This is a genomic window from Rhodococcus sp. ACS1 (assembly GCF_002300155.1).
GTDB classification, from domain to species: domain Bacteria; phylum Actinomycetota; class Actinomycetes; order Mycobacteriales; family Mycobacteriaceae; genus Rhodococcus_F; species Rhodococcus_F koreensis.
This window is the reverse complement of record NZ_NSDZ01000005.1, coordinates 1137619-1161670: the sequence shown is the minus strand read 5'-3', so window position 1 is coordinate 1161670 and position 24052 is coordinate 1137619. Positions and strand designations below refer to the sequence as shown.

Genomic DNA, 24052 nt, shown 5'->3' with positions numbered 1-24052 from the left:
CCGTCTCCCCTAGTACGCGAACGAGAGTTGCTCGGGCCGGCCCGGTTCTTCGGGCTCGTCGTGGTCGTCACCCGGTGGGTGCGCGTCGTGTTCGAGCGGTCCCTCCACCGTGTATCGGCGGATCAGCGTGAACCACACGACCGCCAGCGACCCGTAGACCACGGTGAACGTGATGAGCGAGACCCAGACGGTCCACGGGGAGTGATTCGAGACGCCTTGGTCGACAGTCAGTCTGATCATGTCGACACCGGTCGGGTTGGGTGCCACGACCCACGGTTGGCGGCCCATCTCGGTGAACACCCAGCCCGCGCTGTTGCCGAGGAACGGCGTCGGGATGACCGCGATCGACAGCCAGCCGAACCACTTCTTGTCCGGGACGCGGCCGCCGCGGGTCATCCACAGGCCGACGACGGCGAGCAGCGCCGACCCGGCCGCCCAGCCGATCATCGCGCGGAACGTCCAGTAGGTGACGAACAGGTTGGGCTTGTAGTTGCCCGGCCCGTACATCTCCTCGTAGCGGGCCTGGATCTCGGTGACGCCCTCGACGGTGGAGTCGAAGCTGCCGTCCGCGAGGAACGAGGTGAGCCCGGGGATCTTGATGAGCTGGGTGATGCTGTCGCAGTTGTTCTGGGTGCCGACGGTGAGGATCGAGAAGTCGGCGCCGGTTTCGGTGTGGCACAGCGATTCGGCCGACGCCATCTTCATGGGTTGCTGTTCGAACATCAGCTTGCCCTGGATGTCGCCGGTGATCGCGAGTCCGACACCCGCGGCGACCATCACCCACAGCGCGAGGATCGTGACCGGACGGAACATCGTCCTGGCGGTCTCCTCGTGCTTCTTCGCGACCTCCGGTTCGGTGGCTTCCTTCGACTTGCGCATGCTGCGCACCATCCACCAGCCGCCGACGCCTGCCACGAATGTGCCCGCCGTGAGGAATGCTCCGGCGACGACGTGAGGGAAGGCCGCGAGGGCGGTGTTGTTGGTGAGCAGTTCCCAGATGCTGGTGAGTTCCGCGCGCCCGGTCTCGGGGTTGTAGACGGCCCCCACCGGGTGCTGCATGAACGAGTTCGCGGTGATGATGAAGTACGCGGACGCGTTGACACCGATCGCGACGAGCCAGATGGTGGCCAGGTGGACGAGCTTGGGCAGCCTGCCCCAGCCGAAGATCCAGAGTCCGAGGAACGTCGACTCGAGGAAGAACGCCACCAGTCCCTCGAGGGCGAGGGGCGCGCCGAACACGTCGCCGACGAAGCGTGAGTACTCGCTCCAGTTCATGCCGAACTGGAACTCCTGCACGATGCCGGTGGCGACGCCGAGCGCGAAGTTGATCAGGAAGAGTTTCCCGAAGAACTTGGTGAGCCGATACCAGTGGTCCTTTCCGGTGACCACCCACATCGTCTGCATGACGGCGATCAGCGGGGCGAGCCCGATCGTCAGCGGTACGAGGATGAAGTGATAGACGGTGGTTATGCCGAACTGCCACCGGGAGACATCCAAGGCATCCATGGCTACTCCGAAACTGGGCCCGTAGGACAGGCTTCAGGGCCGGAGCGTGGGCTTCCGCCCGACCCTTGAAAACAACGTACTGCGGGGTCGTTTCCCCCGCAGGACTTTGCTACTACGAAATGTAGTAGACCTGTCAAGCCTCCGCGGACTCGGCACCCGACGTCTCGACCGCGAGGTCGACCAGCTCCACGATCTCGTCGGCGAGGGGCGCGTCCGGCAGGGCGAGGCCGTCGATCTTGCACACCCGCGCGGCCATGGTGATGCTGGAGATGAGCCAAACACCTTCCGCCGTAATGAGATCCGCCGGGCGCAGTGCCGCGTACTCGCAGCGGAACCCCTTGCCGGACGCCACCTCGTAGAGGGCCTGCTGCGTGGTGCCCGGCAGAATTCCGTGCTCCGGCGGCGGCGTGAGGAGCGTCTTCTCGCGGGCGATGACCACCGTGGAACGTGGCCCTTCCAACACATTGCCCTCACTACTGACGAAGATCACATCGTCGGCCCCGAACGTGGCCGCGTACCGCAGGGCGGCCATGTTCGTGGCATACGACAAGGTCTTCGCCCCGAGCAGCTGCCACGGCGCGCTCGCCGACAGATCCACCGAATAGCCCCGGGCCAGTGTGAGCACCGACACCCCGTCGCGGCGCGCGTCCAGGATCCGATCGGAGACCGGCCCGACGGTGACGAATGCAGTCGCGTCGCCACCGGACTCCCGGCCGCGGCTGAGCACGAGGCGCATCGCGCCCTCCCGCTCGGACCCCCACTCCTCGACGGCCAACTCCAGCGCCAGCCGCCAGTCGTCCAGGTCCTGCACCGGCAGACCGAGGGCCCGCGCCGACGCGACCAGTCGAGTGAGGTGCGGCTCCACCTTCAGTGCGCGACCGCCGCGCACCAACAGCGTCTCGAAGACACCGTCGCCACGCACCACCGCCAGATCGTCCGCGTGCAGCAGCGGGGCATCCGCGTCGCGCACCTCGTGGTCCAGCGTCACCAGCACTCGATCAGACATGAGACCCAGCCTATCGACCCTGCTGACCGCCACCCGAGGTCCATGGTCCCTAGACTGGGTCCGTGGTCGACAAACTGCCCGTCTCACCCAGTCCACTCGTCACGGCCCCGGGCGCGGTCCCTGCGCCCGAAGGCTCCCCCGACGCCGGCGTCGCCTGGCACCACGGCGATCCGCTCGGCGAACAACGCAGCGCCGAGCGTTCCGCGGTGGTCGTCGACCGCTCCCACCGGTTCGTCATCGCGATCAGCGGACCCGAACGACTCACCTGGCTGCACACCATCTCCAGCCAGCACGTCGCCGCACTCCCCGACGGCTCGAGTGCCGAGAACCTCAGCCTCGACGTCAACGGCCGCGTCGAACACCACTTCGTCCAGACCGACCTCGACGGCGTCACCTGGATCGACACCGAAGCCGACCGCGGATCCGACCTTCTCTCGTTCCTCACCAAGATGGTGTTCTGGTCCAAGGCCGAGCCCCGCGACGGCAACGAACTCGCCGTCCTCAGTGTGATCGGCCCCGACGCCGCGGCGGTCCTCGACGCCGCCGGGGTCGCCGTGCCCACCGAGCCGTACGCCGCGGCCGTGGTGGCCGGGGGCGGTTTCGTCCGCCGCATGCCGTGGCCGACCGCCGACTCCTTCGACCTGCTGGTCCCGCGGGAAGGACTCGCGACGTGGTGGGGCCGGCTCACCGCCGCCGGCGCCGCCCCCGCCGGAACGTGGGCGTTCGAGGCCCTCCGGGTGGCCGCCGTGCGTCCCCGGATCGGGCTCGACACCGACGACCGCACCATCCCGCACGAGGTCCGCTGGATCGGCGGTCCCGCCGAGCACGGCGCCGTCCACCTCGAGAAGGGCTGCTACCGCGGTCAGGAGACGGTCGCCCGCGTCCACAACCTCGGCAAGCCGCCGCGACACCTGGTCCTGCTGCACCTCGACGGCAGCGCCGAGGGCAGGCCGGAACCCGGTGACCCGGTGACGGCGGGCGGCCGCGCGGTCGGACGGATCGGCACTGTGATCGACCATCACGAACTCGGCCCCATCGCGCTGGCCCTCGTCAAACGGTCCATCCCCACCGACACCGAATTGGTGGTCGGCTCCTGCGCCGCGTCCATCGACCCCGACTCGGTGCCCGCGGACGACGCGGTCCAGGCCGGCCGCGCCGCCGTCGACCGGCTCCGGGGCCGATGAGCGGGGCCACCGCGGCGGCCGGCGAGGTGCTGGCCGTCTGCGTGCTGCACACCGAACGCGACAGCGGCACCCGGCGGGTGACCCGCACGGCGATCGACAAGCGGCCCGTCGACGGCCCGGTGTCCGTCACGACCGCCGGACTGGCCGGCGACCGCGTCTGCGACACCGAATACCACGGCGGGCCGTTCAAGGCCGTCTACGCGTACCAGGAGGACGAGGCGCAGCGCTGGGCGACGGAACTCGGCCGCGCACTGCCCCCGGGATGGTTCGGCGAGAACCTCCGCCTGGACGGCATCGCCGCGAGCGACGCCGTGATCGGCGAGCGCTGGCGGATCGGCACCACCGAACTGGAGGTGGCAGGCCCGAGGACGCCGTGCGGCACGTTCGGCGTGTGGGCCGCCGAGCCGAGGTGGGTCAAGCGGTTCTCCGAACGCGGCGACACGGGTGCGTACCTGCGGGTGGTGACCGAGGGGTCGATCACCGCAGGCGACGCCGTCCACCACATCCACGTGCCCGGGCACGGCGTCACCGTGCGCGATCTGTTCACCGGCCGCGACCCGGAACGGTTCGTGGCGCTGCTCGAACAGCAGGACAACCTCGCTCCGACCGTCGCGGACAAGGCCCGCCGACGGATCGCCGGACTGGAAGTGCAGGTCACGTATTGAGCATCGAACTGGTCGAGGTCGTCCGTTCCGGATTCCGTGAGTGCGTCCACCGTGGTTCCGCGGTGATCCTCAGCGCGGACGGCGAGATCGCGCTCGCCCTCGGCGAGGTGCACACACCGATCTATCCGCGATCGTCGAACAAGCCGTGGCAGGCCGTGACGATGCTGCGGAACGGCTTCGAACCGACCAGTTCCGAAGAGCTCGCGATCGCGACCGCATCCCACGAGGGCGAGTCGGACCACGTCGAACTCGTCGAGCGGCTCCTCGCCCGGTACGGCCTCGACGAGGATCAGCTCCGCTGCCCCGCGGATCTGCCCTCCAACGAGCTCGCGCGGGCCGAATTGCTGGCCGCCGGGGAGCTCCCCCGCCCGGTGTACATGAATTGCTCCGGCAAGCACGCGGCGATGCTCGCGACGTGCCTGGCCAACGACTGGCCGCTGGACAGTTACCTGGAGCCGACGCATCCCCTGCAACTCGCGGTCGTCGAGACGCTCGGCTCGATCAGCGGCGACGTCGACGCCGAACTCGGCATCGACGGATGCGGGCTGCCGATCGTCCCGCTGTCGCTGACGCATCTGGCGCGAGCGTTCGCGCGGCTCGTCACCGCCGAGCCCGGCTCCCCCGAGCTCGCCGTCGCCGACGCCGTCCGCGAGCACCCGTATCTCGTCTCGGGTACCGGCAAGGACGACGCGCGCCTGATGCCGGTCGTTCCCGGGCTGATGACGAAGGCCGGCGCCGACGGGGTCTACGCGGGCGCGCTCCCCGACGGCTCGGCGTTCGCGCTGAAGATCGACGACGGTCACGAACGGGCCCGGTTGCCCCTCGCCGCAGCGCTTCTCCACCGGATGGGCGCCGAATGGACCGAGGACCTGGCCGCCCTCGCATCGCAGCCCGTGCTCGGCGGCGGTGTCCGGGTGGGGACGGTCCGGGCAATTCCGGGAGTCTTCTGAAGTCGAAATGCCCGCATCGGGGCAGCTCGCGACCGCGATGAGACTAAACAGACACCGGTTCGGGGTGTGGATGGAAGCGCGAGGGACTTTTCCACGCTAGAGTGTGGGGCAGGAACTTACACACTCAAACGGGGCCGCCAAATTCCCCAGGCCGCCCCGCGAAAGCGCGAGGGGGTCAGCCATGGGCCGCGGCCGGGCTAAGGCAAAGCAGACCAAGGTTGCACGCGAGCTGAAGTACAGCGTACCGACCACGGATTTTGACAGCCTGCAAAGAGAGCTCTCAGGTGGGTCGTCCAACTCGCATCGGGACGAGGTCTTCGCTGACCAGCGTGCCGACAGGGAGGGTCACTCCCGGGAGGACGACGACGACTGGCGGCGCTGAGATCTGAAGACACAGAAATGAGGGGGAGCCGGTACCGGCTCCCCCTCATTTCCACATCTTCAGCCGGTCGGGGCCACTAGCTCGCCCCGTTCCGACAGACGGCGTCCGACCCTAGAACCTCGGGTGGTCGCCGGCGAGAATCGCGCGCTCGGCGGACACGTCGTGCGACTTCTTGATGCTGCCCAGCGTCCAGCAGTCGATGTGCCGCGCCGTCAGGACGGCCAGCGCACGATCGACGTCCTCGGGCGCCACGATCGCGACCATGCCGACGCCCATGTTGAACGTCTGCTCCATCTCGGCCCGCTCCACGCGTCCGCGCTGCGCGATCATCGCGAAGATCGGAGCGGGGCTCCAGGTGCCGCGGTCGAGTTCGGCAACCAGACCCTTCGGCATGACCCGCGCGAGGTTGTTGGCCAGTCCACCACCGGTGACGTGGCAGAACGTGCGCACGTCGGTCTCGGCGGCGAGCGCCAGGCAGTCCTTGGCGTAGATCTTCGTGGGCTCGAGCATCTCCTCGCCCAGCGTGCGGCCGAACTCGTCGACGTGCGCCGTCAGGCTCATGTGATCGATCTCGAGCAGCACCTTGCGGGCCAGCGAGTAACCGTTGGAATGCAGTCCGGACGAACCCATCGCGATCACGACGTCGCCGGGACGGACCCGGTCGGGGCCCAGCACCTGATCGGCCTCGACCACGCCGACACCGGTCGCGGACAGGTCGTAGTCGCCGTCCGCCATCACACCGGGATGCTCGGCCGTCTCGCCACCGAGCAGCGCGCAACCGGCCTGGATGCAGCCTTCGGCGATGCCGCTGACGAGTTCCGCGACCCGCTCCGGGACGACGCGCCCGACGGCGATGTAGTCCTGCAGGAACAGCGGCTCGGCACCGCAGACGACGAGGTCGTCGACGACCATCGCGACCAGGTCGAGACCCACGGTGTCGTGCTTGTCGAGCGCCTGGGCGACGGCGAGCTTGGTGCCCACACCGTCCGTGGACGCCGCGAGCAGCGGCTCCTTGTAGTCACCCTTGAGCGAGAACAGTCCCGCGAATCCACCGAGACCACCGAGAACCTCGGGACGGCTGGCGCGCTTGGCCAAGGGAGCGAAGAGTTCCACCGCCCGATCGCCTGCGGCGATGTCCACTCCTGCGGCGGCGTAGGACGCGCCAGGGCGACTTGTCGGATCCTCGGTCATGTGGTTGTTACTCCAGCCTTCTGTTGCTCGTCAAAATCGTGTCGGTCGGGCAATCGAGTGCTGTGATTGCGTCCTTACGGTACCGGAGTACGTTCTCCGGCCGGCTCCCGATGTACCGGCCTACGGCCGACTGAGGGCGTTCGCGTTGTCGTTCTCCCGCGTCGCGGGACCGCCTGCCGCGCTCTCGAGCATTCCCTCGAGAACGTTCTTTCCGATCGACGTCTCCGTGGGGAGCGCGATGGGGTACGTGCCGTCGAAGCAGGCCGCGCACAGTCGCGACGCCGGCTGCTCGGTGGCCGCGATCATGCCTTCGGTGGAGATGTAGCCGAGGGTGTCGGCGCCGATGGAGCGGCGCACCCCTTCGAGCATCTCGTCGAAGCTGCCGGGCTCGCCGCCGCCACCCGCACCGTTGGCGATCAACTCGGCCGGGGAGGCGAAGTCGATGCCGTAGAAGCAGGGCCACTTGACCGGCGGCGACGCGATCCGGACGTGGATCTCCAGGGCGCCTGCCTCGCGGAGCATCCGGATGAGCGCGCGCTGGGTGTTGCCGCGGACGATCGAATCGTCCACCACCACGAGGCGCTTACCGCGGATGACTTCCTTCAGCGGGTTGAGTTTGAGGCGGATACCGAGCTGGCGGATCGTCTGCGAGGGCTGGATGAAGGTGCGGCCCACGTAGGCGTTCTTCATCAGACCCTGGCCGTACGGAATGCCCGATCCCTGCGCGTACCCGACCGCGGCGGGAGTGCCCGATTCGGGGACCGGGATGACGAGGTCGCCCTCGGCGGGGTGCTCGGTGGCGAGGCGACGGCCGATCTCGACGCGGGTCGAGTGCACCGAACGTCCGCCGATGACACTGTCCGGACGAGCCAGGTACACGTACTCGAACACGCAGCCCTTGGGCTCGGGGTTCGCGAAGCGGGAGGAGCGGACGCCGTCGGCGTCGATGGCGAGGAGTTCGCCTGGTTCGATGTCGCGGACGAACGACGCGCCGACGATGTCGAGTGCGGCCGTCTCACTGGCCACCACCCAGCCGCGGTCCAGTCGTCCGAGGCACAGGGGGCGGATGCCGTGCGGGTCACGCGCCGCGTAGAGCGTGTGCTCGTCCATGAACGTGAGGCAGAACGCGCCGCGCAGCGTCGGCAGCAGCGTCATGGCCGCCTGCTCGATGGTGCTGTCCGCGGCGGCGTGCGCGAGGAGGGCGCCGACCACGTCCGAGTCGGACGTGGCGCCGCCGGGGCGCTTGTCGTTGACGAGGCCCGCCGCACGGGCGCGCTGCGCCAGTTCCGCCGTGTTGACGAGGTTGCCGTTGTGGCCGAGGGCGATGCCGCTGCCCGCCGCGGTGGTGCGGAAGATCGGTTGCGCGTTCTCCCACGTGGTCGAGCCCGTGGTGGAGTAGCGACAGTGACCGACGGCGACGTGGCCCGGCATCGCTGCCAGAGTCTGCTCGTCGAACACCTGGCTGACCAACCCGAGGTCCTTGAAGACCAGCACCTGCGAACCGTCGGCGACGGCGATGCCCGCCGCTTCCTGACCACGGTGCTGCAGAGCATAAAGCCCGTAGTAGGTGAGTTTCGCCACATCCTCTCCCGGCGCCCAGACGCCGAAGACTCCGCATTCTTCGCGGGGCTCGTTCTCGTCCTCGTCGGACGGGTTCGAAGAGAGAAGATTAGGACTGTGGACCGACAGATCGGCTCTGGTCACCGGGGTGCTCCCTGGGGATGGGCGTGTGAGGGGCAAGGTCAGTCTACGTGCCCCGCGCCGCCGCTTCTCCCACGGTGCCGATCGAACCGGCCCGACTCCCGGACGACGGGACGAAAATAGATTGGTTTCGGTATCGATCAGCATCCTCGAACCACAGAGCGGGGGCTGTTCCGATGAACGTCCGCAGCACGGCTCCGACCGCCGCAGAACGTCTGCTGAGCGCCTTCGAAGGTGCGATGGGCATCCCCCTTCCCGTACACGTCTGCCGCAAGCTCGGACTCCAGTCGGGCATGCGACTGCTGGGCGTGGGCTGCGGGTGGGGTTCGATGGCGATCCACGCCGCCGAGAAGTACGACGTGTCCGTCGTCGGGATCACCCTCAGCCACGAACAGGCCGAATGGGCGCGGGCCCGCACCTGGTTGCTGTATCTCGCGGCCAGCGCCCTGGGGTTCGAGGAGAAGGGTCGCCTGACGATCCATCAGGTCCTCGCCGTGCGCCCGTCCGACACCGGATCGAGCGGCCGGCCGCGCACCCTGGCGCTGTGGCTGGGGTGACTACACGCGCAGCAGCGGCAGCCAGTGGGCGATCTCCCCTGCACGACTCCCCGACACCGACACCTCGCCGCCGGACGTCGCGCCGTCGAAATCCAGCAGTCCCGTCACCAGCAGCAGCCACGTCCGCGGATCGGTCTCCACGACGTTGGGCGGGGTGCCGCGGGTGTGCCGGGGACCCTCGATGCACTGGACCGCGACGAACGGGGGAACCCGCACCTCCACGCTCGACCCGGGTGCCACCTGCTCGAGCGTCCGTGCGCTGAGCCGGACCGCCGCGGCCAGCTGGGTGCGGGACGGCTTCTCCTCGGTGTCGCCGCGCAGCCACGGACCGACCTCGAGTACGGCGGTCCTCAGTTCGGCGGGATCTACGGCTCGACGCGACGGCATGGGCTCAATCTACTGTGCGGGCCCGCACGGCTTCGGCGGCCACCACCCCGCCGACGTTGACCGAAAGATGCAGTAGAGCAGGGGCTACGACGCTGCCGCTGCACCGTCGCAACCACTCGAACAGCACTGCAGAGGAACCGGTGAGCAGCACGCTCGCGCCGATCGGGTCACCGGCGATCCGGGCCGCGCGCACGTGCCACAGCCCGAACGTCACGGCGTGCAGGGCGTACGCCGTGGTGGGTGTCCAGCCCCGTCGCAGCATCGCGGACAGGACGCTGCGGAACAGCAGTTCCTCGTGCGCGACGGTCCCCACGGGGATCCGGAACCCCACCCAGCGGGCGACATCGGTGGCGCGGTCGCCGGTCGGAACCCGCCTGCGCGCGGCGGGCACGCTCAGCGCGATCGCGTATCCGGCGAGCGGGATCACCGACGCCACGGCGCCGTACCGCAGCCCGGACCGGAGCGCCGACGCGGACAGCCCGAGTTCGTCGACGCCGTACCCCGCGGTGCGGGCGACTCCCACCACCGACAGTCCGAGCGCGCCGCCCGCGACGGCCCGCCCGTACGGGCCGAGGCCCGAACCGGGCAGCACCACGTTGTTCCACAGCACGGCCGCCGCCGCACCGGCCACGGAGGCGAGCCTGGTCACTTCTCCGGACCCTCTGTCCCGGCGAGGGATTCGAGGGTGGACCGGACACGTTCGGTGTCGGCGGGCGTCCACCCCTCGGGCTGCGCGACGGTGATCCAGCCGTCGAGGACGAGGGTTCCGTAATTGTGGCCGTGCCCGTCGGGCACCCCGGCGGCGTTCGTGAGGTCGGCGGACACCTGCCAGAACGTCACGAACGGAAACCATTTCATCGACGGCGAGCGATCGTCGCCCGGCGGTTCCTTCAACCAGTCGGGCCGGGTGAACGCGAGGTCGGGCGACCACCACACGACGGGATCGGACGGATGCTGGACGTACAGGATGCGCGGCGACAACCACTCCCCCGGGTCCTCGACCATGTCGGCGGAGTCGTCGGCGAACCGCACCACCAGACCCGCCGAGTACTCGGGGTCGACCTCGGGAGTGCCCGGGTCGCGGCGCTGAACCAGCTGCCCCCACAGCCGGTTCGAGTTGGGCGGCCCGACCCACAGCACACCGTCGACGGTCTGCCGGATGTCGCTCAGCGTGTCGAAGGCGCCCTCCCCTGCCTGGGTGCCGAGACTTTCGCCGTAGACGAGCAGCTTGGGGCGGGTCGCCTCGGGTTCCTGCAACCACCGTTCGTGCACCCGGTCGATCAGCATCTTTCCCGCCTCGGCCGCCTTCTCCCGGTCGGCGAGGAACGAGATCCAGCTCGGCAGGAACGAGTACTGGCCGGCGACCAGCGCCGTGTCGCCGTTGTGGACCAACTCGATCGCCTGCGCCGCAGTCGGATTGACCCAGCCTGTACCGGTGGTGGGGATGACGACGAGGACCTTGCGCGCGAACGCGCCGGTCCGCTCGAGTTCGTCGATGACGATGTCCATGCGTTCGTCGGGGTCCTCGGCGGTCTCGAGTCCTGCGTAGACCCGGATCGGATCCTTGGCCGGGGTGCCGTTGGCCGCCGTCAGTTCGTCGGCGTCGAGGCCGCGGGACACGAAGTTCCGGCCCTCGTACCCGAGGGTGTCCCAGGGCGCCAGCGACTCCGGGCTGCCCGACTTCTCGGGATCGAGCGGCTGCTCGACGCCGTCGCGGGTGGTCGAATTCTGCAGGCTGAACGCCGCATTCGTGGTGGCGTAGACGCCGCGCATCAGAACGCCGTCGACGAGCAGGAAGAACAGCACCGTCACGATGAGGATGCCGACGGTGGTGGCCGTCGGGATCGCGAGGTGCCACCGCCGGATGAGTCGCGCCGCGATCCACCGCACCAGTTCGCGCAGCAGCCGCCACACGGAGATGATCGCGGCACCCACGAGCAGGCTCAGGCCACCGGTGCGGATGTAGCCGGTGGTGGTGGTGCCCTCCGCCCCCATCAGCGCGGCGAGTTCACGCTGCCACGCCGCGGAGTACGCGAGCATCACGAGACTCACCGACACGCACGTCACCGTCACGAGCACGCGCAGGCCGGTGGACCACGGTTCCGGCAGCGGCCACCACGACCGGTGCCGCAGGAAGTAGCGGCGGACCAGCCAGCCGATCGCCGTTCCCACCGTGTAGCCGATCGCGGCGTTGATGCCGCCGATCAGCCCCTGGAACAGCCAGTCGCGGGGCAGCAGCGACGGCGTCAGCGACCAGCAGAAGAACAGCGTCGCGAACGCGATGCCGGTGAAGTCGAGCCGAAGGAAACGCCAGGTCCGGTCGAGTCGGGGACCGTGGAGGAGTGCAGGATCAACCAGCCGCGAGAGTTCCCGCGGCCCCCTGTCAACCCTCTCCAATGCCCCCGATTCGACCATTCATCACCCGAACAATGCCGGCAGAGTTCCCTCGAACGTCGTGCGCAGCTCGGCCAGCGAGACCGAGAACTGGCCCTGGACCTCGACGGAATCGGAGCCCTCGTCCACCACACCGATGCGCACCCACGGGAGGTTACGGGCCGTGCACATACCGGTAAAGCGAGTTTCCTCGGTGCGGGGGACCGCGACGAGCACGCGGCCCGACGACTCGGAGAACAGGGTGACGAACGGATCGGCGTCGTCGGGAAGCAGGATGCGGCAGCCCGTCTCCCCGGCCAGCGCGGCCTCGACGACGGTCTGCGCGAGACCACCTTCGGACAGGTCGTGCGCCGCCGACACCAGTCCGTCGCGGGACGCCGCGAGGAGGATGTCGGCCAGCAACTGCTCCCGCTCGAGGTCGACCTTCGGCGGCACGCCGCCGAGGTGGCCGTGCTCGACCTGTGACCAGATGGACCCGTCGAACTCGTCGCGGGTGTCGCCGAGCAGGATCAGCGTCTCGCCCGGTTCCAGTCCGAGACCGGTGGGGATGCGACGGTGCACGTCGTCGATGACACCGAGCACGGCCACCACCGGGGTGGGCAGGATCGGGGTCGAGCCGGTCTGGTTGTAGAAGCTGACGTTGCCGCCGGTGACGGGGATGCCGAGCTTCGCGCAGCCGTCCGCCAGGCCGCGGACGGCCTGCTGGAACTGCCACATGACGCCCGGATCCTCGGGGGACCCGAAGTTCAGGCAGTTGCTGACGGCCTTGGGGGTGGCGCCGGTGACGGCGACGTTGCGGAACGCCTCCGCGAGTGCCAACTGCGCACCGGTGTACGGGTCCAGCGCGGTGTAGCGGCCGGACGCGTCGGTGGCGAGCGCGATGCCGCGGCCCGTCTTCTCGTCGACGCGGATCACACCGGAGTCGGCGTTCTCGGCCAGGACGGTGTTGCCGCGCACGTAGCGGTCGTACTGCTCGGTGATCCACTTGCGGCTGCACAGCGCCGGGGACGCGAGCATCTTCAGCAGGGTCGCCTTCAGCTCGTCGGCCGACTCCGGGCGCGTCAGGCCGGCGGTGGTGTTGGCGACCAGGGCGTCCTGGCTCGCGGGACGCTGCACGGGGCGCTCGTACACCGGGCCCTCGTGGGCAACGGTGCGCGGCGGCACGTCGACGACGGTCTCGCCGTGCCAGGAGATGGTCAGGCGCTCGCCGTCGGTGACCTCACCGATGACGGTGGCCAGGACGTCCCACTTCTTGCAGACCTCCATGAACGCGTCGACGTTCTCGGGGGTGACGACCGCGCACATGCGTTCCTGCGACTCGCTGGAGAGCACCTCGGCGGCGGTCATGCCGGTGGCCCGCATCGGGACCTGCTCGAGGTTGATGTGCATGCCGCCGTCGCCGGCCGCGGCCAGCTCGGACGTCGCGCAGGACAGCCCGGCGCCGCCGAGGTCCTGGATACCGACCACCAGCTTCGCGGCGTACAGCTCGAGACAGCACTCGATGAGCACCTTCTCGGTGAACGGGTCACCCACCTGCACCGCCGGTAGCTTCTTCCGGCCGGTACCTGATTCGTCGCCGTCGAACGTCTCGGACGCCAGCACGGACACGCCGCCGATGCCGTCGAGGCCGGTCCGCGCACCGAACAGGATGATCTTGTTGCCGGCGCCGGACGCGAACGCCAGGTGCAGGTCCTCGACCCGCATCGTGCCGGCACAGAGGGCGTTGACCAGGGGGTTACCGGCGTACGACTCGTCGAAGACGGTCTCGCCGCCGATGTTGGGGAGGCCCAGCGAGTTGCCGTAGCCGCCGACGCCGCGCACCACACCGTCGACGACGCGGCGGGTGTCGGGGGCGTCCGCCGCACCGAAACGCAGCTGGTCCATCACCGCGATGGGACGGGCGCCCATGGCCATGATGTCGCGGACGATGCCGCCGACGCCGGTGGCCGCGCCCTGGTAGGGCTCCACGTAGGAGGGGTGGTTGTGGCTCTCGACCTTGAACGTGACCGCCCAGCCGTCGCCGATGTCGACGACGCCGGCGTTCTCGCCGATGCCCGCGAGCATCGAGGACCGCATCTCGTCGGTCGTGGTCTCACCGAAGTACCTCAGGTGCACCTTGGACGACTTGTAGGAGCAGTGCTCACTCCACATCACCGAGTACATCGCGAGCTCGGCCTCGGTGGGGCGCCGGCCCAGGATCTCCTTGATGCGGGCGTACTCGTCGTCCTTGAGACCCAGCTCCTTGAAAGGCTGTGCGACGTCGGGGGTCGCGGTGGCGGCGGTGACGGTATCGACCGGGTGTGCTGACACTGGAGGTGGGGTCCCTTCCCTACGGGAGTCAAGAGAGGCAAGCCGGGAGTCACGGTCGGCGCAAGCCGGGTGGCGACGAGCCGTACGTCAGTCTATCCGGCGGCTCGTTCCGGCACCGACCTGGCGCTCCTCGCCCCTCCCCGTCACGCCGTCGGTGTGAGGAAGGCCGCAAGGGCGTCGGAATAGGCGCGCACGTCACGGGCACCCATCAGCTCCCGCGAGGAATGCATTCCCAGCTGCGCGGCGCCGACGTCGACGGTGCTCAGCCCCGTCCTGGACGCGGTGATCGGGCCGATGGTCGAACCGCACGGCAGATCGGCCCGGTGCACGTACCGCTGCAGCGGCACACCGGCCTGGTCGCAGGCGAGCGCGAACGCACCGGCCCCGGCCGCGTCGGTGGCGTAGCGCAGGTTCTGGTTGACCTTGAGCACCGGTCCCCCGTTGACGGCGATGTGGTGGGCGGGCTCGTGCCGGTCCGGGTAATTGGGGTGGGTCGCGTGCGCCATGTCCCCGGACGCGCAGATCGACCCGGCCATCGTCTGCAGGAATTCTTCGCGACCGCCGCCGCGACCGAGGACGATGCGCTCGAGGACGGTGCTCAGGAGATCGGAGAACGCGCCCCGATCGGACATGCTCCCCACCTCCTCGTGGTCGAACAGCGCGAGCACCGGCACCTGATCCCCGGGACGTTCGGCCGCCGACAGCAGCGCCTGGGTGCCCGCGTAGCAGGTGCCCTGGTTGTCGAGCCGCGGCGCGCTGACGAGGTCCTGTTCGGTTCCGACCAGGGCGCTGGGCGCGAGATCGTGGGTCATCAGTTCCCACCCGAGCACCGCGTCGGCGGGCACCTCCGCCCGCTCGGCGACGAAGTCGATGAACGACCGGCGTTCGGTACCCACGCCCCACACGCCGTTGAGGTGGCGCTGCGGATCGAGGTGCACGCCCTTGCGGTCCTCGGACAGGTGGATCGCCAGCTGCGGCACGCGCAGGATCGGCTCGTCGACGCGGACGAGCTTCTCCTCCACCGTGTTGCCGACCCGCACACTCAGCCGCCCGGAGATGCCCAGGTCGCGGTCGAGCCAGGAGTTGAGCCACGCGCCGCCGTACGGTTCGAGACCCACCAGCTGCCACCCCGCCGACGAGAGGTCGGGGTGCTGCTTGACGCGCAGGTTCGGGCTGTCGGTGTGCCCGCCGACGATGCGGAACGGCGCCGTCCGGCCCACCCCCTCGGTGCTCCATGCGATGAGGGATCCGCCGCGCACCAGGAAGTACCGGCCGGGCTCGCCGGGCCACGAGTCGGTCTCGTGCAACTCGGTGAAACCGTTGCCGGTCAGCAACATCGACACCGTCGCGCACACATGGAACGGCGACGGTGAGGCATCGACGAAGGTGCAGAGTCCCTGGGCGTCGGCCCACGTAGTGGAAGGCATGGGGTCAATCATGCAGGACCCGCTGTCACGGGTGGGGACCCGAGACACAGAACTGGTTGCCGTCCGGATCGGCGAGCGTGACCCATCGGAAACCGCCCATCTCGTGCCGCCCGACCTCCGTCGCGCCGTCGGCACTCAGCCTGCCGACCTCGCCGTCGAGGTCTTCGGAGGCCAGGTCGAGGTGGATGCGGTTCTTCCCCGGAGTGGGATCGTCGACCTTCTGGAACGCCAGCTTCTGCGCGGAATCAGGGAGGGCGACGACGTAGAACCAGCCGTCGTTCTCCTGCTCGACCGTGCCCGCCGTCTGCTTCGCCCACCAGTTCGCGAGCGGCCCCGGATCGGTGGTGTCGAACGTGATCATGCCGAGTGTGAGTGCCATGCCCGCACAGTAGCCGTGACCACCGACACGTTTCGCAGCTTCGCAGGAACTCCTCGATGACCCGGACGGCAGCGTCCACGCCACCGGCAGAACGCAACTCGGCGGCGAGCTCCGCACTGCGGCGACGGACCGGCTCGGCGTCGACCCAGGTGAGCGCGTCCCGCAGTCCGGCTGCCGACACGTCCGAACTGTCCACGCGCACCGCCACTCCCGCGGCGACGAGCGCGTCGGCATTCTCGAACTGGTCGGTGGCCTGCGGCGCGGCGATCATCGGGGTCCCCGTGAACATGCCCTCGCTGGACCCGCCCATGCCGGCGTGGGTGAGGAACGCGTCGGCCTGCCCCAGGATGTCGAACTGCGGCACCCAGCGGTAGACCTCCACGTTGCCGGGCACGGCGCCGAGTTCGTCGACGTCGACGTGCTGCCCGATCTGCAGGACGACGTGCCAGCCGTCGAGGTCGCCGAATGCCTCGATGCAGCGGCGGTAGAAGTCGGCGTGATCGGTGAACGCGGTGCCGAGCGAGACGAGCAGCACCTTGCCCGCGGCTGCCGGACGCTCCCACCGGCCATCGGCGGGCCGCCGGGTGGGCAGCGCAGGTCCGACGAACGTATAGACGTCCTCGTTCACGCGGTCGGCGTTGGGCTGCATCGATTTCGCGATCAGCACCACCGCCCGGGCCGGGCGCCCGTAGAACTCGTCCGGGTCGGTCTCGACACCGTTGTCCCGCAGCAGTTTCCCCTGCCGCTCGTACAGTGCGGCGCCACGCGGGTCGGCACGCATGGTGTCCACGAACGATTTCATGTCGTCCTCGTAGCCCTCCCAGGCCACGTACGTCGGCGACAGTTGCACAGTCGGCACGTTCCATTCCTCGGCGAGGACGCGGGCGGGACCTCCCGCGATGTCGTAGAGGAACAGGTCGGGGCGGTCGTCCTCGTACAGCCTCCGCAACTGCGGCAGCATCGACTCGTACTCGGCCTGGAACAGGGTGAGGTGATCGATGGTGTCGCCGTCCCAGGACTTCCCGGACGCGTCCGCCGCGCCTGCGGTGTTCACGCGCGGCAACGTCGAGGCGTACTCCTTGAATTCCGCTCCGGTGCTCTGGACGACGTCCTTCACTGCGGCGTCGTTGGCGTACGTCACGCGGTGCCCGCGCGCGACGAGTTCTCGGAGAATCTCCAGGCTGGGGTTGACGTGCCCGGGCGCCGGGATGCTGACCATGGCGATGTGTGAGCGGGTCATCTTCATCCTTTCCGAGACGGAACGGTCCGTCTCGATACATGATGACATCCGGCCGCAGACGAGTCAAGACGATACGTCTCGTCTGGTCTGGTCTAGGATCCGTTCATGCCGTCCGCCGACAATCCCCGCCGATCCGAACGGTCCCGCGCCGCGATCCTGCAGGCCACGCAGGAGCTGATCCGCGAACAGCCCTACGGGAAGATCAGCATCGAGGGCATTGCCGCACGCGCCAAGGTCGGGAAGCAGACCATCTACCGCTGGTGGCGGTCCAAGGGCGCACTCGTCGTGGACGCCCTGCACGAACAGAACGCGGCCGGCGCCCAGGAGGCCCTGGCCCTGCCCGACACCGGCGACCTCGCCGCCGACATGAGGCTGGTGCTGCGGGCCACGGTCGACGAGTTCACGTCCCCCGATTTCGAACCGCTGTTCCGGGCGCTGTCCATCGAATCGCTGCAGGACCCGGCCCTGAGGGAACAGATCGTCGAACGGATCTACCAGCCGCAGTTCGAGTTCGTCGCCACGCGGTTCCGCTCGGCGCAGGACGCCGGGCAGGTGCGACCCGACGTCGACCTCGCTCTCGCGTTCGAGTTGTTCATGGCGCCGATGTTCTACCGCTGGCAGTCCGGAGCCCATCCCCTCACCCACGAGCACGCGGACGCCGTCGTCGACCTGGCGATGCGCGCCCTCGCGCCCTAAGCGCGGGTTGCGTCCTCGACGAACCCGAAATCGCCGTGCGTGAGGTCCTCGACGTGGACCGCGCGCCCGGACGCGTCGGCGAGGGGAATCTTCCAGTTCGAATACTGGGTCTCGTCGGTGCCCGGCTGATTCTGGATGCGGTACTCCCCCACCAGGTCGGCCAGTGCGACACCCGACAGCAGCGACGGGCTCCGGGCGATCAGCCTGTACAGCGCCTTCACGGTGTCGGGTATCGACGCGTCGTCCGCCAGCAACCCGCGGTCGCGCGCCAGTTGGAGCACGGCCTCGCGCTGCTGGGCGTCGTGTTCCTTCTCGAGTTCGAGGTCGCGTTCGAGGAGCCCGAGCCGCGAGCGCAATTCGATGTGTTCGCCGGCCAGGTATCCGGCGGTCGGCGGAAGATCATGCGTGGTCACGGATGTCAGGCACAGGGTCCGGTACTGCTCCGGCGGTGTCGGCCGCTCGCCGTCGTGCTCGAACCACAGGATCGAGGTCCCCAGGATGCCGCGCTCGGCGAGGTAGTCCTGCACCGCGGGCTCGAACACCCCGAGGTCCTCGCCGATCACCACGGCGCCCGCCCGCTCGGCCTCGAGCGCGAGGATCCCGATGAGCGCCTCGTGGTCGTAGGTGACGTACGTTCCGTCGGCAGGCGTCTGCGCGTCGGCGGGAATCCACCACAGCCGGAACAGTCCCAGAATGTGGTCGACCCGCAGGCCGCCCGCGTGCTTCAGGACGGTGCGCAGCATGTCGCGGTACGGGGCGTACCCCAGTTCCGCCAGCCGATCCGGCCGCCACGGCGGCTGATTCCACTGCTGGCCCTGCTGATTGAAGTCGTCGGGAGGAGCGCCGACGGTAATGCCCTCCGCCAGAGCCGTTCCCAGCGACCACGCGTCCGCGCCCCCGCGCTGGACCCCGACCGCCAGGTCGTGCACGATCCCGATGTCCATGCCCGCCGCGCGCGCAGCGTCCTGTGCGTCGGAAAGCTGCTCGTCGCACACCCATTGCAGCCACGAGTAGAACTGGATTCGCGGCGTCAGCTTGCGCCGCTGCGCCTGCACCCAGTCGCTGTCCGGCGCACCGGCCTTCGTCGTCCATCGCGGGTCGTCGGGCGGCAGTTTCTCGGTGAGCGCGCACCAGGTCGCGAAGTCCCGCAGCCCGTCCCCCTCGACGCGGCAGAACTCCTCGAACGCGTGCTGCCTGCTCGGGCTGCGCTCGATCCGGAAGACCCGTTCGAGCACCCGGAGTTTCGCCCGGTACGACGGGTTGCGGTCGATCCGGTCGGACCGGTCGTTCGCCCTCTCGAATCGCGCTGCGGCGTCGCGCATCCGCGCATGGCGTCGCGTCGAGAGGTACGCCGTCTCCGGGATATTCTCGACGCGGATGTACAGCGGGTTGACGTAGCGGCGGGTGGTCGGCAGGTACGGCGACGCCTCGATCGGCGGTCGGGGCTGCGCGGCATGCAGTGGATTGACCAGAACGTAGTCGGCGCCGTGGACGGAACCGAAGATCGACGCGAGATCCGCAAGGTCGCCGAAATCCCCCACACCCCAGGACCGACGCGACCGGATCGAGTACAACTGCGTGAGCACACCCCAGCGCCTGCGGTCGCGCAGTGCGTCCGAAGTGGTCAACCGCGCCGGTGTCACCACGAGCGTGCACGACGAGGAGGTGCCCGAGGTGGACGCCTGGACCGTGTGCCACCCGCACGGAACGTCGGAGGGCACGGCGAACGTCGCGCGCCCCACGAGAACACCGTCGACCTCTCGCGGATCGACCCACACCTGGAGTTGGCGTGCCGGGACCGTCGCGCCCGACTCCGTGTCGATCGTGACGTCCACCGCCTCGCCGTGCGGAACGTGGACCACGAAACGGGTCTCGGATCCGTTCCTGCCGACGACGACGGGCGGCAGCATCCGACGCCACGGCGCCACGTCGCACTCCGACAGGGCGCGCCGCACCTCGTCCTCCGTTCCGGCGGTGACGTCGAGCGCTGCGAGGACGCTGCGGAGCGTGTCGTCGCCCACGTCGTGACGCCGCTGGTCCCAACCCTGATACGACGTCGCAACCCCGTGCCGGGCCGCGAGATCACGCAACTGCTCGGTGTACGTCACCCGTCGATCGTGCCAGTTCGCCTCGGGTTCCGCGCGTCTTCCGGATCGCCGCCACGGCCGTCGGACCCGCCGGCGTGATTGGCCCCGCGGCGAGTGGGGTAACTGTTCGGTAATCAGACGCACGGCGTCCACGGCGAGCGCCCGGTGGCACTCGGTTGGCGTACGCCGATGCGCCCGGCAACCGAGGAGTCTTCGATGCTGCTACGTCTTCCCGGAGTCTATCGCCCGCAACACGATACGCAGTTGCTGGCCGGTGTCCTGGCGGCGGAGCGACTCGGTCCCCACTCCCGGGTACTCGATCTGTGTGCCGGGACGGGCGCGCTGAGCGTGGCCGCCGCGGCCGCCGGTGCGGGCCGGGTGACCGCGGTGGACGTGTCGAGGCGGGCGGCGATCAGCATTCGGCTCAATGCGCTCGCCCGCGGGCACCGGATCCGGGTGATCCACGGAGACCTCACCGAACACGTCCGCCAAGAGCGGTTCGAGCTCGTCGTTTCCAATCCGCCGTACGTCCCGGCATCCGTCGACACCGTGCCCGACCGCGGTCCGGCGCGCGCCTGGGATGCGGGAAAGAACGGTCGCGCACTGCTCGACCGGATCTGCTGCCAGGCCCCCGACCTTCTCGTCGACGGCGGGGTTCTGCTGCTGGCGCAGTCCGGCCTGAGCGGAGTCGAGAAGACACTGACGATGCTCGAGGAGCAGAATATGACGGTCGACGTCGCCGCGACGGCCGAGATCCCGTTCGGACCCGTCCTCGTCGAACGGCGGGAGATGCTCGAGCGGCGAGGGCTCATCGAGGTCGGTCAGATCCTCGAGGAAATCGTGGTGATCCGCGCCGTCAGCTAGACATGGCCTGATGGCGCCGTGCGTGGCCGAGGCCCGCACGGCGCCGGTCGGATCAGGCGGAGATGACGCTGTCGAGCACGGAGTAGAACATGCCGAGCCCGTCGTCACTGGGGCCGGTGAGGGCCTCGGTGGCGTGCTCGGGGTGCGGCATGAGGCCCACCACGCGGCCGTTGGCCGAGGAGATGCCCGCGATGCCGCGCTGCGAACCGTTCGGGTTGTCGCCGGTGTAGCGGAACACCACGCGGCCCTCACCCTCGAGTTCGTCGAGAACGTTCTCCGACGCCTGGTAGCGGCCCTCGCCGGACTTGAGCGGGACGAGAATCTCGGCACCCGTCTCGTAGCGGGACGTCCACGCCGTCGACGTGGCCTCGACCTTCAGCCACTCGTCGCGGCAGATGAAGTGCAGGCCCTCGTTCCGGGTGAGCGCGCCGGGCAGGAGGCCCGCTTCACACAGCACCTGGAAACCGTTGCAGATACCGAGGACGGGCATACCGCCCTGCGCGGCCTGCACGACCTTGCCCATGACGGGCGCGAACCGGGCGATGGCGCCGCACCGCAGGTAGTCGCCGTACGAGAAGCCACCGGGGACGATGACGGCGTCGACACCCTTGAGGTCGGCGTCGCCGTGCCACAGGCTCACGGCCTCGCCGCCGGCGAGGGTCACCGCGCGGGCGGCGTCGACGTCGTCGAGGGTGCCGGGGAAAGTGATGACTCCGACGCGGGCGCTCATGCTTCGACGCGCCTCACGGTCCAGTCCTCGATCACCGTGTTGGCCAGCAGGGCCTCGGCGATCTTCTCGAGCTGAGCGTCGTCGACACTGCCGTCGACCTCGAGCTCGAACCGCTTGCCCTGACGGACATCGGAAACTCCAGCGAAGCCGAGCCGCGGCAGCGCTCCGACAATGGCCTGCCCCTGGGGGTCGAGAATCTCGGCCTTGGGCATGACTTCGACGACGACACGGGCCACGTGCTGCTCCTTGTTGTTGTGCGCGAGCCCAGAGTGGAACACCGGGCACCCGGAAGTTTACCGGGCTACCTGCCTGCGGTTCGCATCGGACGAAGGGACGAGCCATGCACGCAAGCGCATACTCGAATTCATGCGACTGACTCACTTCGGCCACAGCTGCGTCCTCGTCGAGTTGAACGGTTCCACCATCCTCTTCGATCCGGGCAACTTCTCGCACGGATTCGAGGGCATCACCGGACTGGACGCGATCCTCGTGACCCACCAGCACCCCGACCACGTCGACCAGCAGCGACTGCCCGCCCTCGTCGAGGCGAACCCCGGCGCGGCGCTGTACTCCGACCCGCAGACCGCCGCCCAGCTCGGCGGCGCGTGGACGGGAGTGCACGCCGGCGACGAGTTCGACATCGGCGACGTGCACGTCACCGGCACCGGCGGCAGGCACGCGGTGATCCACCCCGACATTCCCGTGATCGACAACACGGCGTTCCTTCTCGGCGACGCCGGCAACCCGGCCCGGCTGATGCACCCCGGCGACTCCCTGTTCGTCCCCGAGCAGAAGGTCGACGTGCTGGCGCTGCCCGCCGCGGCGCCGTGGCTGAAGATCTCCGAGGCCATCGACTACCTGCGGGCCGTCGCGCCGCGGGTCGCGGTGCCCATCCACCAGGCGATCATCGCGAACGAGGCCACCGGCATCTTCTACGGCCGCTACTCGGACATGGCGCCCGAGGGCACCGAGTTCCGCACGATGCCGAGCGAGTCGAGCGTCGAGGTGGCCTGACGCCCCCGTGAGTACTTGTTAACCGCGGGCGGTTAACAAGTACTCACGGGTCAGGCGGCACCGATCTGCGAAATCCGCCGCTCCCAGCGGTACACGCCGGGCCGCGCGTCATGGAAGAGCGCGAGGTCGACGGCGTCGAGCATCGCCTGCCGCGGGCCCGACGTGCCCAGCTGCTTGGCGGTGACGGCGAGGCGCACCACGCCCCCGCGTTTGGCGGTGCGTCCGGAGCCGAGGACGAGGGCCCGGCACCACCACGGTTCGGCGCGGAATCCCTCCCCGATTCCCAGCACCCGCGACCGCACCGACGTCCCGCGTTCGAGGTCGTGGATGGCGGTCATCCCGGCGAGCAGCCGGAACCCGGCGGACGGCAGTGCCGCGACGGCGCCCTGCGACGCCAGCCAGCGGGGCGGGGCGAACAGTCTGGTGCGCAGCCCGGTCTGTTCCATCACCCGGTCGGCCGCGAGCAGTCGCAGCCGCGCCTCGTGCTCGGGCAGCGCGGCGAACTCGGCCCGACGGCGCTTGGTGGCGGCCTGGTCGTATCCGTGCAGGACGACGGCGTCGCCGCGGGATCGGCGCACACGGAGCCAGTCCTGCGTCGCGGGATCGTTGACCAGGCGGTACTTGTCCTTCAGGCGCGGGGCGACGAGCAGCGACAGCGGCACGCCGCGCGCATCCATCTCCTCGGCGAACGCGGCCGCGAAGTCGCGCGTCTCGTCCTTGATCCCCGACACCGACACGATCAGCTGTCCGGTCATGGGCCCCAGCGTGACAGGTGAACGTGAACAAGGGGCAAAGCTCGTGCGCCTTTCTGGTAGTCGGAGCTACCAGAAAGGCGCACGGGCGGCGAAGCCGCCTACTTCGGCAGGACCGCCTCGATGGCCTCGACGACCTCGGGCGCCTCGGGCTCGGTGCGGGGACGGAACCGCTTGACGACGGTGCCGTCGGGTGCGACGAGGAACTTCTCGAAGTTCCACTGGATGTCGCCCGCGGCGCCCTCGGCGTCGGCGGCCTTGGTCAGTTCCTCGTACAGCGGGTGCCGGTTCTCACCGTTCACCTCGATCTTCTCGAGCAGCGGGAACGTGACGCCGTAGGTGGTGGAGCAGAAGGTCTCGATCTCTTCGGCGGTGCCGGGCTCTTGCCCCATGAACTGGTTGCACGGGACGCCGATCACGGTCAGGCCGCGGTCGGCGTAGTCGGTGGCGAGCTTCTCGAGGCCCTTGTACTGCGGGGTCAGTCCACACTTCGAGGCGACGTTCACCACGAGGACGGCGCGACCGTCGTATTCGCCGAGGGAGGTCGGGGTGCCGCCGAGTGTGTTGATACCGATGTTCTGAACAGGTGTCGTCATGCGCACCAACGTAGCCAACAAACCTCTGTGCGCC

General features: G+C 69.2%; 23 protein-coding genes and 1 pseudogene. 8 read left to right on the top strand and 16 right to left on the bottom strand.

What is annotated here, in order from left to right; translation table 11 throughout:
- Positions 1 to 9: 9 nt before the first annotated feature.
- Together CJ179_RS26075 and CJ179_RS26070 are read right to left on the bottom strand one after the other, a co-directional pair.
- The gene (locus CJ179_RS26075) at positions 10 to 1506 is read right to left on the bottom strand and encodes a cytochrome ubiquinol oxidase subunit I (protein ID WP_095863319.1); all 1497 of its coding nucleotides are present in this window, start codon (positions 1504 to 1506) and stop codon (positions 10 to 12) included.
- A 133-nt stretch (positions 1507 to 1639) separates the two neighbouring features.
- Positions 1640 to 2512: an aminodeoxychorismate lyase gene (locus CJ179_RS26070; RefSeq protein WP_095863318.1), complete on the bottom strand. Its 873-nt coding sequence runs from the start codon at positions 2510 to 2512 to the stop codon at positions 1640 to 1642.
- Positions 2513 to 2574: 62 nt separating this feature from the next.
- On the opposite strand from CJ179_RS26070, the gene CJ179_RS26065 reads away from it, so the two are divergent.
- The 4 genes from CJ179_RS26065 to CJ179_RS26050 all read left to right on the top strand — a co-directional run bounded on the left by CJ179_RS26065 (position 2575) and on the right by CJ179_RS26050 (position 5693).
- On the top strand, positions 2575 to 3696 hold the full coding sequence (locus CJ179_RS26065; protein WP_095863317.1) for a folate-binding protein YgfZ: 1122 nt from the start codon (positions 2575 to 2577) through the stop codon (positions 3694 to 3696).
- Positions 3693 to 4361, top strand: a complete 669-nt coding sequence (locus CJ179_RS26060) for an MOSC domain-containing protein (protein WP_095863316.1) — start codon at positions 3693 to 3695, stop codon at positions 4359 to 4361. The genes CJ179_RS26065 and CJ179_RS26060 overlap by 4 nt, the downstream gene beginning before the upstream one ends.
- Positions 4358 to 5311, top strand: a complete 954-nt coding sequence (locus CJ179_RS26055; protein ID WP_072943028.1) for an asparaginase — start codon at positions 4358 to 4360, stop codon at positions 5309 to 5311. The genes CJ179_RS26060 and CJ179_RS26055 overlap by 4 nt, the downstream gene beginning before the upstream one ends.
- A 181-nt stretch (positions 5312 to 5492) precedes the next feature.
- Positions 5493 to 5693 carry a DUF3073 domain-containing protein gene (locus tag CJ179_RS26050; protein ID WP_005244376.1) on the top strand — a complete coding sequence of 67 codons (201 nt, stop codon included), beginning with the start codon at positions 5493 to 5495 and terminating at the stop codon, positions 5691 to 5693.
- A 111-nt stretch (positions 5694 to 5804) separates the two neighbouring features.
- On the opposite strand, the gene purM is transcribed toward CJ179_RS26050, so the two are convergent.
- Both purM and purF read right to left on the bottom strand, forming a co-directional pair.
- On the bottom strand, positions 5805 to 6884 hold the full coding sequence (purM, locus tag CJ179_RS26045; RefSeq protein WP_005244377.1) for a phosphoribosylformylglycinamidine cyclo-ligase: 1080 nt from the start codon (positions 6882 to 6884) through the stop codon (positions 5805 to 5807).
- 120 nt (positions 6885 to 7004) lie between these two features.
- A complete protein-coding gene (gene purF / locus CJ179_RS26040) occupies positions 7005 to 8588 on the bottom strand; it encodes an amidophosphoribosyltransferase (protein ID WP_072943026.1) in 1584 nt (527 codons plus the stop codon).
- A gap of 173 nt (positions 8589 to 8761) precedes the next feature.
- Between purF and CJ179_RS53795 the strand changes: the two genes are divergently transcribed.
- The gene (locus CJ179_RS53795) at positions 8762 to 9142 is read left to right on the top strand and encodes a class I SAM-dependent methyltransferase (RefSeq protein ID WP_275957895.1); all 381 of its coding nucleotides are present in this window, start codon (positions 8762 to 8764) and stop codon (positions 9140 to 9142) included.
- On the opposite strand, the gene CJ179_RS26030 is transcribed toward CJ179_RS53795, so the two are convergent.
- The 7 genes and pseudogenes from CJ179_RS26030 to CJ179_RS26000 all read right to left on the bottom strand — a co-directional run.
- Positions 9143 to 9529 (bottom strand): sterol carrier family protein, encoded by a 387-nt coding sequence (locus tag CJ179_RS26030; protein WP_095863315.1) that lies wholly within the window; start codon positions 9527 to 9529, stop codon positions 9143 to 9145. It abuts the gene before it with no gap.
- Between the two features lie 4 nt (positions 9530 to 9533).
- Positions 9534 to 10178, bottom strand: coding sequence for a CPBP family intramembrane glutamic endopeptidase (locus CJ179_RS26025; RefSeq protein WP_095863314.1), 645 nt, complete (start codon positions 10176 to 10178; stop codon positions 9534 to 9536).
- Positions 10175 to 11944, bottom strand: coding sequence for an alpha/beta-hydrolase family protein (locus CJ179_RS26020; RefSeq protein WP_095863313.1), 1770 nt, complete (start codon positions 11942 to 11944; stop codon positions 10175 to 10177). The genes CJ179_RS26025 and CJ179_RS26020 overlap by 4 nt, the downstream gene beginning before the upstream one ends.
- Positions 11945 to 11947: 3 nt before the next feature.
- Positions 11948 to 14233, bottom strand: coding sequence for a phosphoribosylformylglycinamidine synthase subunit PurL (purL, locus tag CJ179_RS26015; protein ID WP_072943018.1), 2286 nt, complete (start codon positions 14231 to 14233; stop codon positions 11948 to 11950).
- Positions 14234 to 14376: 143 nt separating this feature from the next.
- Positions 14377 to 15660: a M18 family aminopeptidase gene (locus tag CJ179_RS26010; RefSeq protein WP_095863312.1), complete on the bottom strand. Its 1284-nt coding sequence runs from the start codon at positions 15658 to 15660 to the stop codon at positions 14377 to 14379.
- A 25-nt stretch (positions 15661 to 15685) separates the two neighbouring features.
- A complete protein-coding gene (locus tag CJ179_RS26005; protein WP_095863618.1) occupies positions 15686 to 16039 on the bottom strand; it encodes a VOC family protein in 354 nt (117 codons plus the stop codon).
- A 52-nt stretch (positions 16040 to 16091) separates the two neighbouring features.
- Positions 16092 to 17327, bottom strand: a pseudogene (locus CJ179_RS26000) (macrolide family glycosyltransferase); the annotation flags it as partial.
- A gap of 57 nt (positions 17328 to 17384) precedes the next feature.
- On the opposite strand from CJ179_RS26000, the gene CJ179_RS25995 reads away from it, so the two are divergent.
- Entirely contained in the window at positions 17385 to 17975 is a 591-nt protein-coding gene (locus CJ179_RS25995; protein WP_095863311.1) for a TetR/AcrR family transcriptional regulator, read from the top strand.
- Here the strand turns inward: CJ179_RS25995 and malQ are convergent.
- On the bottom strand, positions 17972 to 20083 hold the full coding sequence (gene malQ, locus CJ179_RS25990; RefSeq protein WP_095863310.1) for a 4-alpha-glucanotransferase: 2112 nt from the start codon (positions 20081 to 20083) through the stop codon (positions 17972 to 17974). The genes CJ179_RS25995 and malQ overlap by 4 nt on opposite strands.
- Before the next feature lie 195 nt (positions 20084 to 20278).
- Here malQ and CJ179_RS25985 point away from each other — a divergent pair, with 195 nt between their 5' ends.
- A complete protein-coding gene (locus CJ179_RS25985) occupies positions 20279 to 20926 on the top strand; it encodes a HemK2/MTQ2 family protein methyltransferase (protein ID WP_095863309.1) in 648 nt (215 codons plus the stop codon).
- A gap of 52 nt (positions 20927 to 20978) precedes the next feature.
- On the opposite strand, the gene purQ is transcribed toward CJ179_RS25985, so the two are convergent.
- Both purQ and purS read right to left on the bottom strand, forming a co-directional pair.
- Positions 20979 to 21656 carry a phosphoribosylformylglycinamidine synthase subunit PurQ gene (purQ, locus tag CJ179_RS25980; protein ID WP_095863308.1) on the bottom strand — a complete coding sequence of 226 codons (678 nt, stop codon included), beginning with the start codon at positions 21654 to 21656 and terminating at the stop codon, positions 20979 to 20981.
- Positions 21653 to 21892, bottom strand: a complete 240-nt coding sequence (gene purS, locus CJ179_RS25975; RefSeq protein WP_005244409.1) for a phosphoribosylformylglycinamidine synthase subunit PurS — start codon at positions 21890 to 21892, stop codon at positions 21653 to 21655. Before purS ends, purQ begins: the two co-directional genes overlap by 4 nt.
- 130 nt (positions 21893 to 22022) lie before the next feature.
- On the opposite strand from purS, the gene CJ179_RS25970 reads away from it, so the two are divergent.
- On the top strand, positions 22023 to 22670 hold the full coding sequence (locus tag CJ179_RS25970) for an MBL fold metallo-hydrolase (RefSeq protein WP_005244410.1): 648 nt from the start codon (positions 22023 to 22025) through the stop codon (positions 22668 to 22670).
- A 50-nt stretch (positions 22671 to 22720) separates the two neighbouring features.
- Here the strand turns inward: CJ179_RS25970 and CJ179_RS25965 are convergent, their stop codons facing one another.
- Together CJ179_RS25965 and CJ179_RS25960 are read right to left on the bottom strand one after the other, a co-directional pair.
- Positions 22721 to 23425: a DUF2334 domain-containing protein gene (locus CJ179_RS25965; RefSeq protein ID WP_072943007.1), complete on the bottom strand. Its 705-nt coding sequence runs from the start codon at positions 23423 to 23425 to the stop codon at positions 22721 to 22723.
- A 98-nt stretch (positions 23426 to 23523) separates the two neighbouring features.
- Positions 23524 to 24018, bottom strand: a complete 495-nt coding sequence (locus CJ179_RS25960) for a glutathione peroxidase (RefSeq protein ID WP_072943166.1) — start codon at positions 24016 to 24018, stop codon at positions 23524 to 23526.
- Between the last annotated feature and the right edge of the window lie 34 nt (positions 24019 to 24052).

What these genes read in the sequence shown, in the direction of transcription:
- purQ (WP_095863308.1), bottom strand. Translation starts at nt 21,656, where the DNA reads ATGAGCGCCCGCGTCGGAGTCATCACTTTCCCCGGCACCCTCGACGAC.
- CJ179_RS25985 (WP_095863309.1), top strand. Translation starts at nt 20,279, where the DNA reads ATGCTGCTACGTCTTCCCGGAGTCTATCGCCCGCAACACGATACGCAG.
- CJ179_RS26060 (WP_095863316.1), top strand. Translation starts at nt 3,693, where the DNA reads ATGAGCGGGGCCACCGCGGCGGCCGGCGAGGTGCTGGCCGTCTGCGTG.
- CJ179_RS25965 (WP_072943007.1), bottom strand. Translation starts at nt 23,425, where the DNA reads ATGACCGGACAGCTGATCGTGTCGGTGTCGGGGATCAAGGACGAGACG.
- CJ179_RS26070 (WP_095863318.1), bottom strand. Translation starts at nt 2,512, where the DNA reads ATGTCTGATCGAGTGCTGGTGACGCTGGACCACGAGGTGCGCGACGCG.
- CJ179_RS26005 (WP_095863618.1), bottom strand. Translation starts at nt 16,039, where the DNA reads ATGGCACTCACACTCGGCATGATCACGTTCGACACCACCGATCCGGGG.
- CJ179_RS53795 (WP_275957895.1), top strand. Translation starts at nt 8,762, where the DNA reads ATGAACGTCCGCAGCACGGCTCCGACCGCCGCAGAACGTCTGCTGAGC.
- CJ179_RS25995 (WP_095863311.1), top strand. Translation starts at nt 17,385, where the DNA reads ATGCCGTCCGCCGACAATCCCCGCCGATCCGAACGGTCCCGCGCCGCG.
- CJ179_RS25970 (WP_005244410.1), top strand. Translation starts at nt 22,023, where the DNA reads ATGCGACTGACTCACTTCGGCCACAGCTGCGTCCTCGTCGAGTTGAAC.
- CJ179_RS26075 (WP_095863319.1), bottom strand. Translation starts at nt 1,506, where the DNA reads ATGGATGCCTTGGATGTCTCCCGGTGGCAGTTCGGCATAACCACCGTC.
- CJ179_RS26020 (WP_095863313.1), bottom strand. Translation starts at nt 11,944, where the DNA reads ATGGTCGAATCGGGGGCATTGGAGAGGGTTGACAGGGGGCCGCGGGAA.
- CJ179_RS25960 (WP_072943166.1), bottom strand. Translation starts at nt 24,018, where the DNA reads ATGACGACACCTGTTCAGAACATCGGTATCAACACACTCGGCGGCACC.
- CJ179_RS26050 (WP_005244376.1), top strand. Translation starts at nt 5,493, where the DNA reads ATGGGCCGCGGCCGGGCTAAGGCAAAGCAGACCAAGGTTGCACGCGAG.
- CJ179_RS26010 (WP_095863312.1), bottom strand. Translation starts at nt 15,660, where the DNA reads ATGCCTTCCACTACGTGGGCCGACGCCCAGGGACTCTGCACCTTCGTC.
- CJ179_RS26030 (WP_095863315.1), bottom strand. Translation starts at nt 9,529, where the DNA reads ATGCCGTCGCGTCGAGCCGTAGATCCCGCCGAACTGAGGACCGCCGTA.
- purM (WP_005244377.1), bottom strand. Translation starts at nt 6,884, where the DNA reads ATGACCGAGGATCCGACAAGTCGCCCTGGCGCGTCCTACGCCGCCGCA.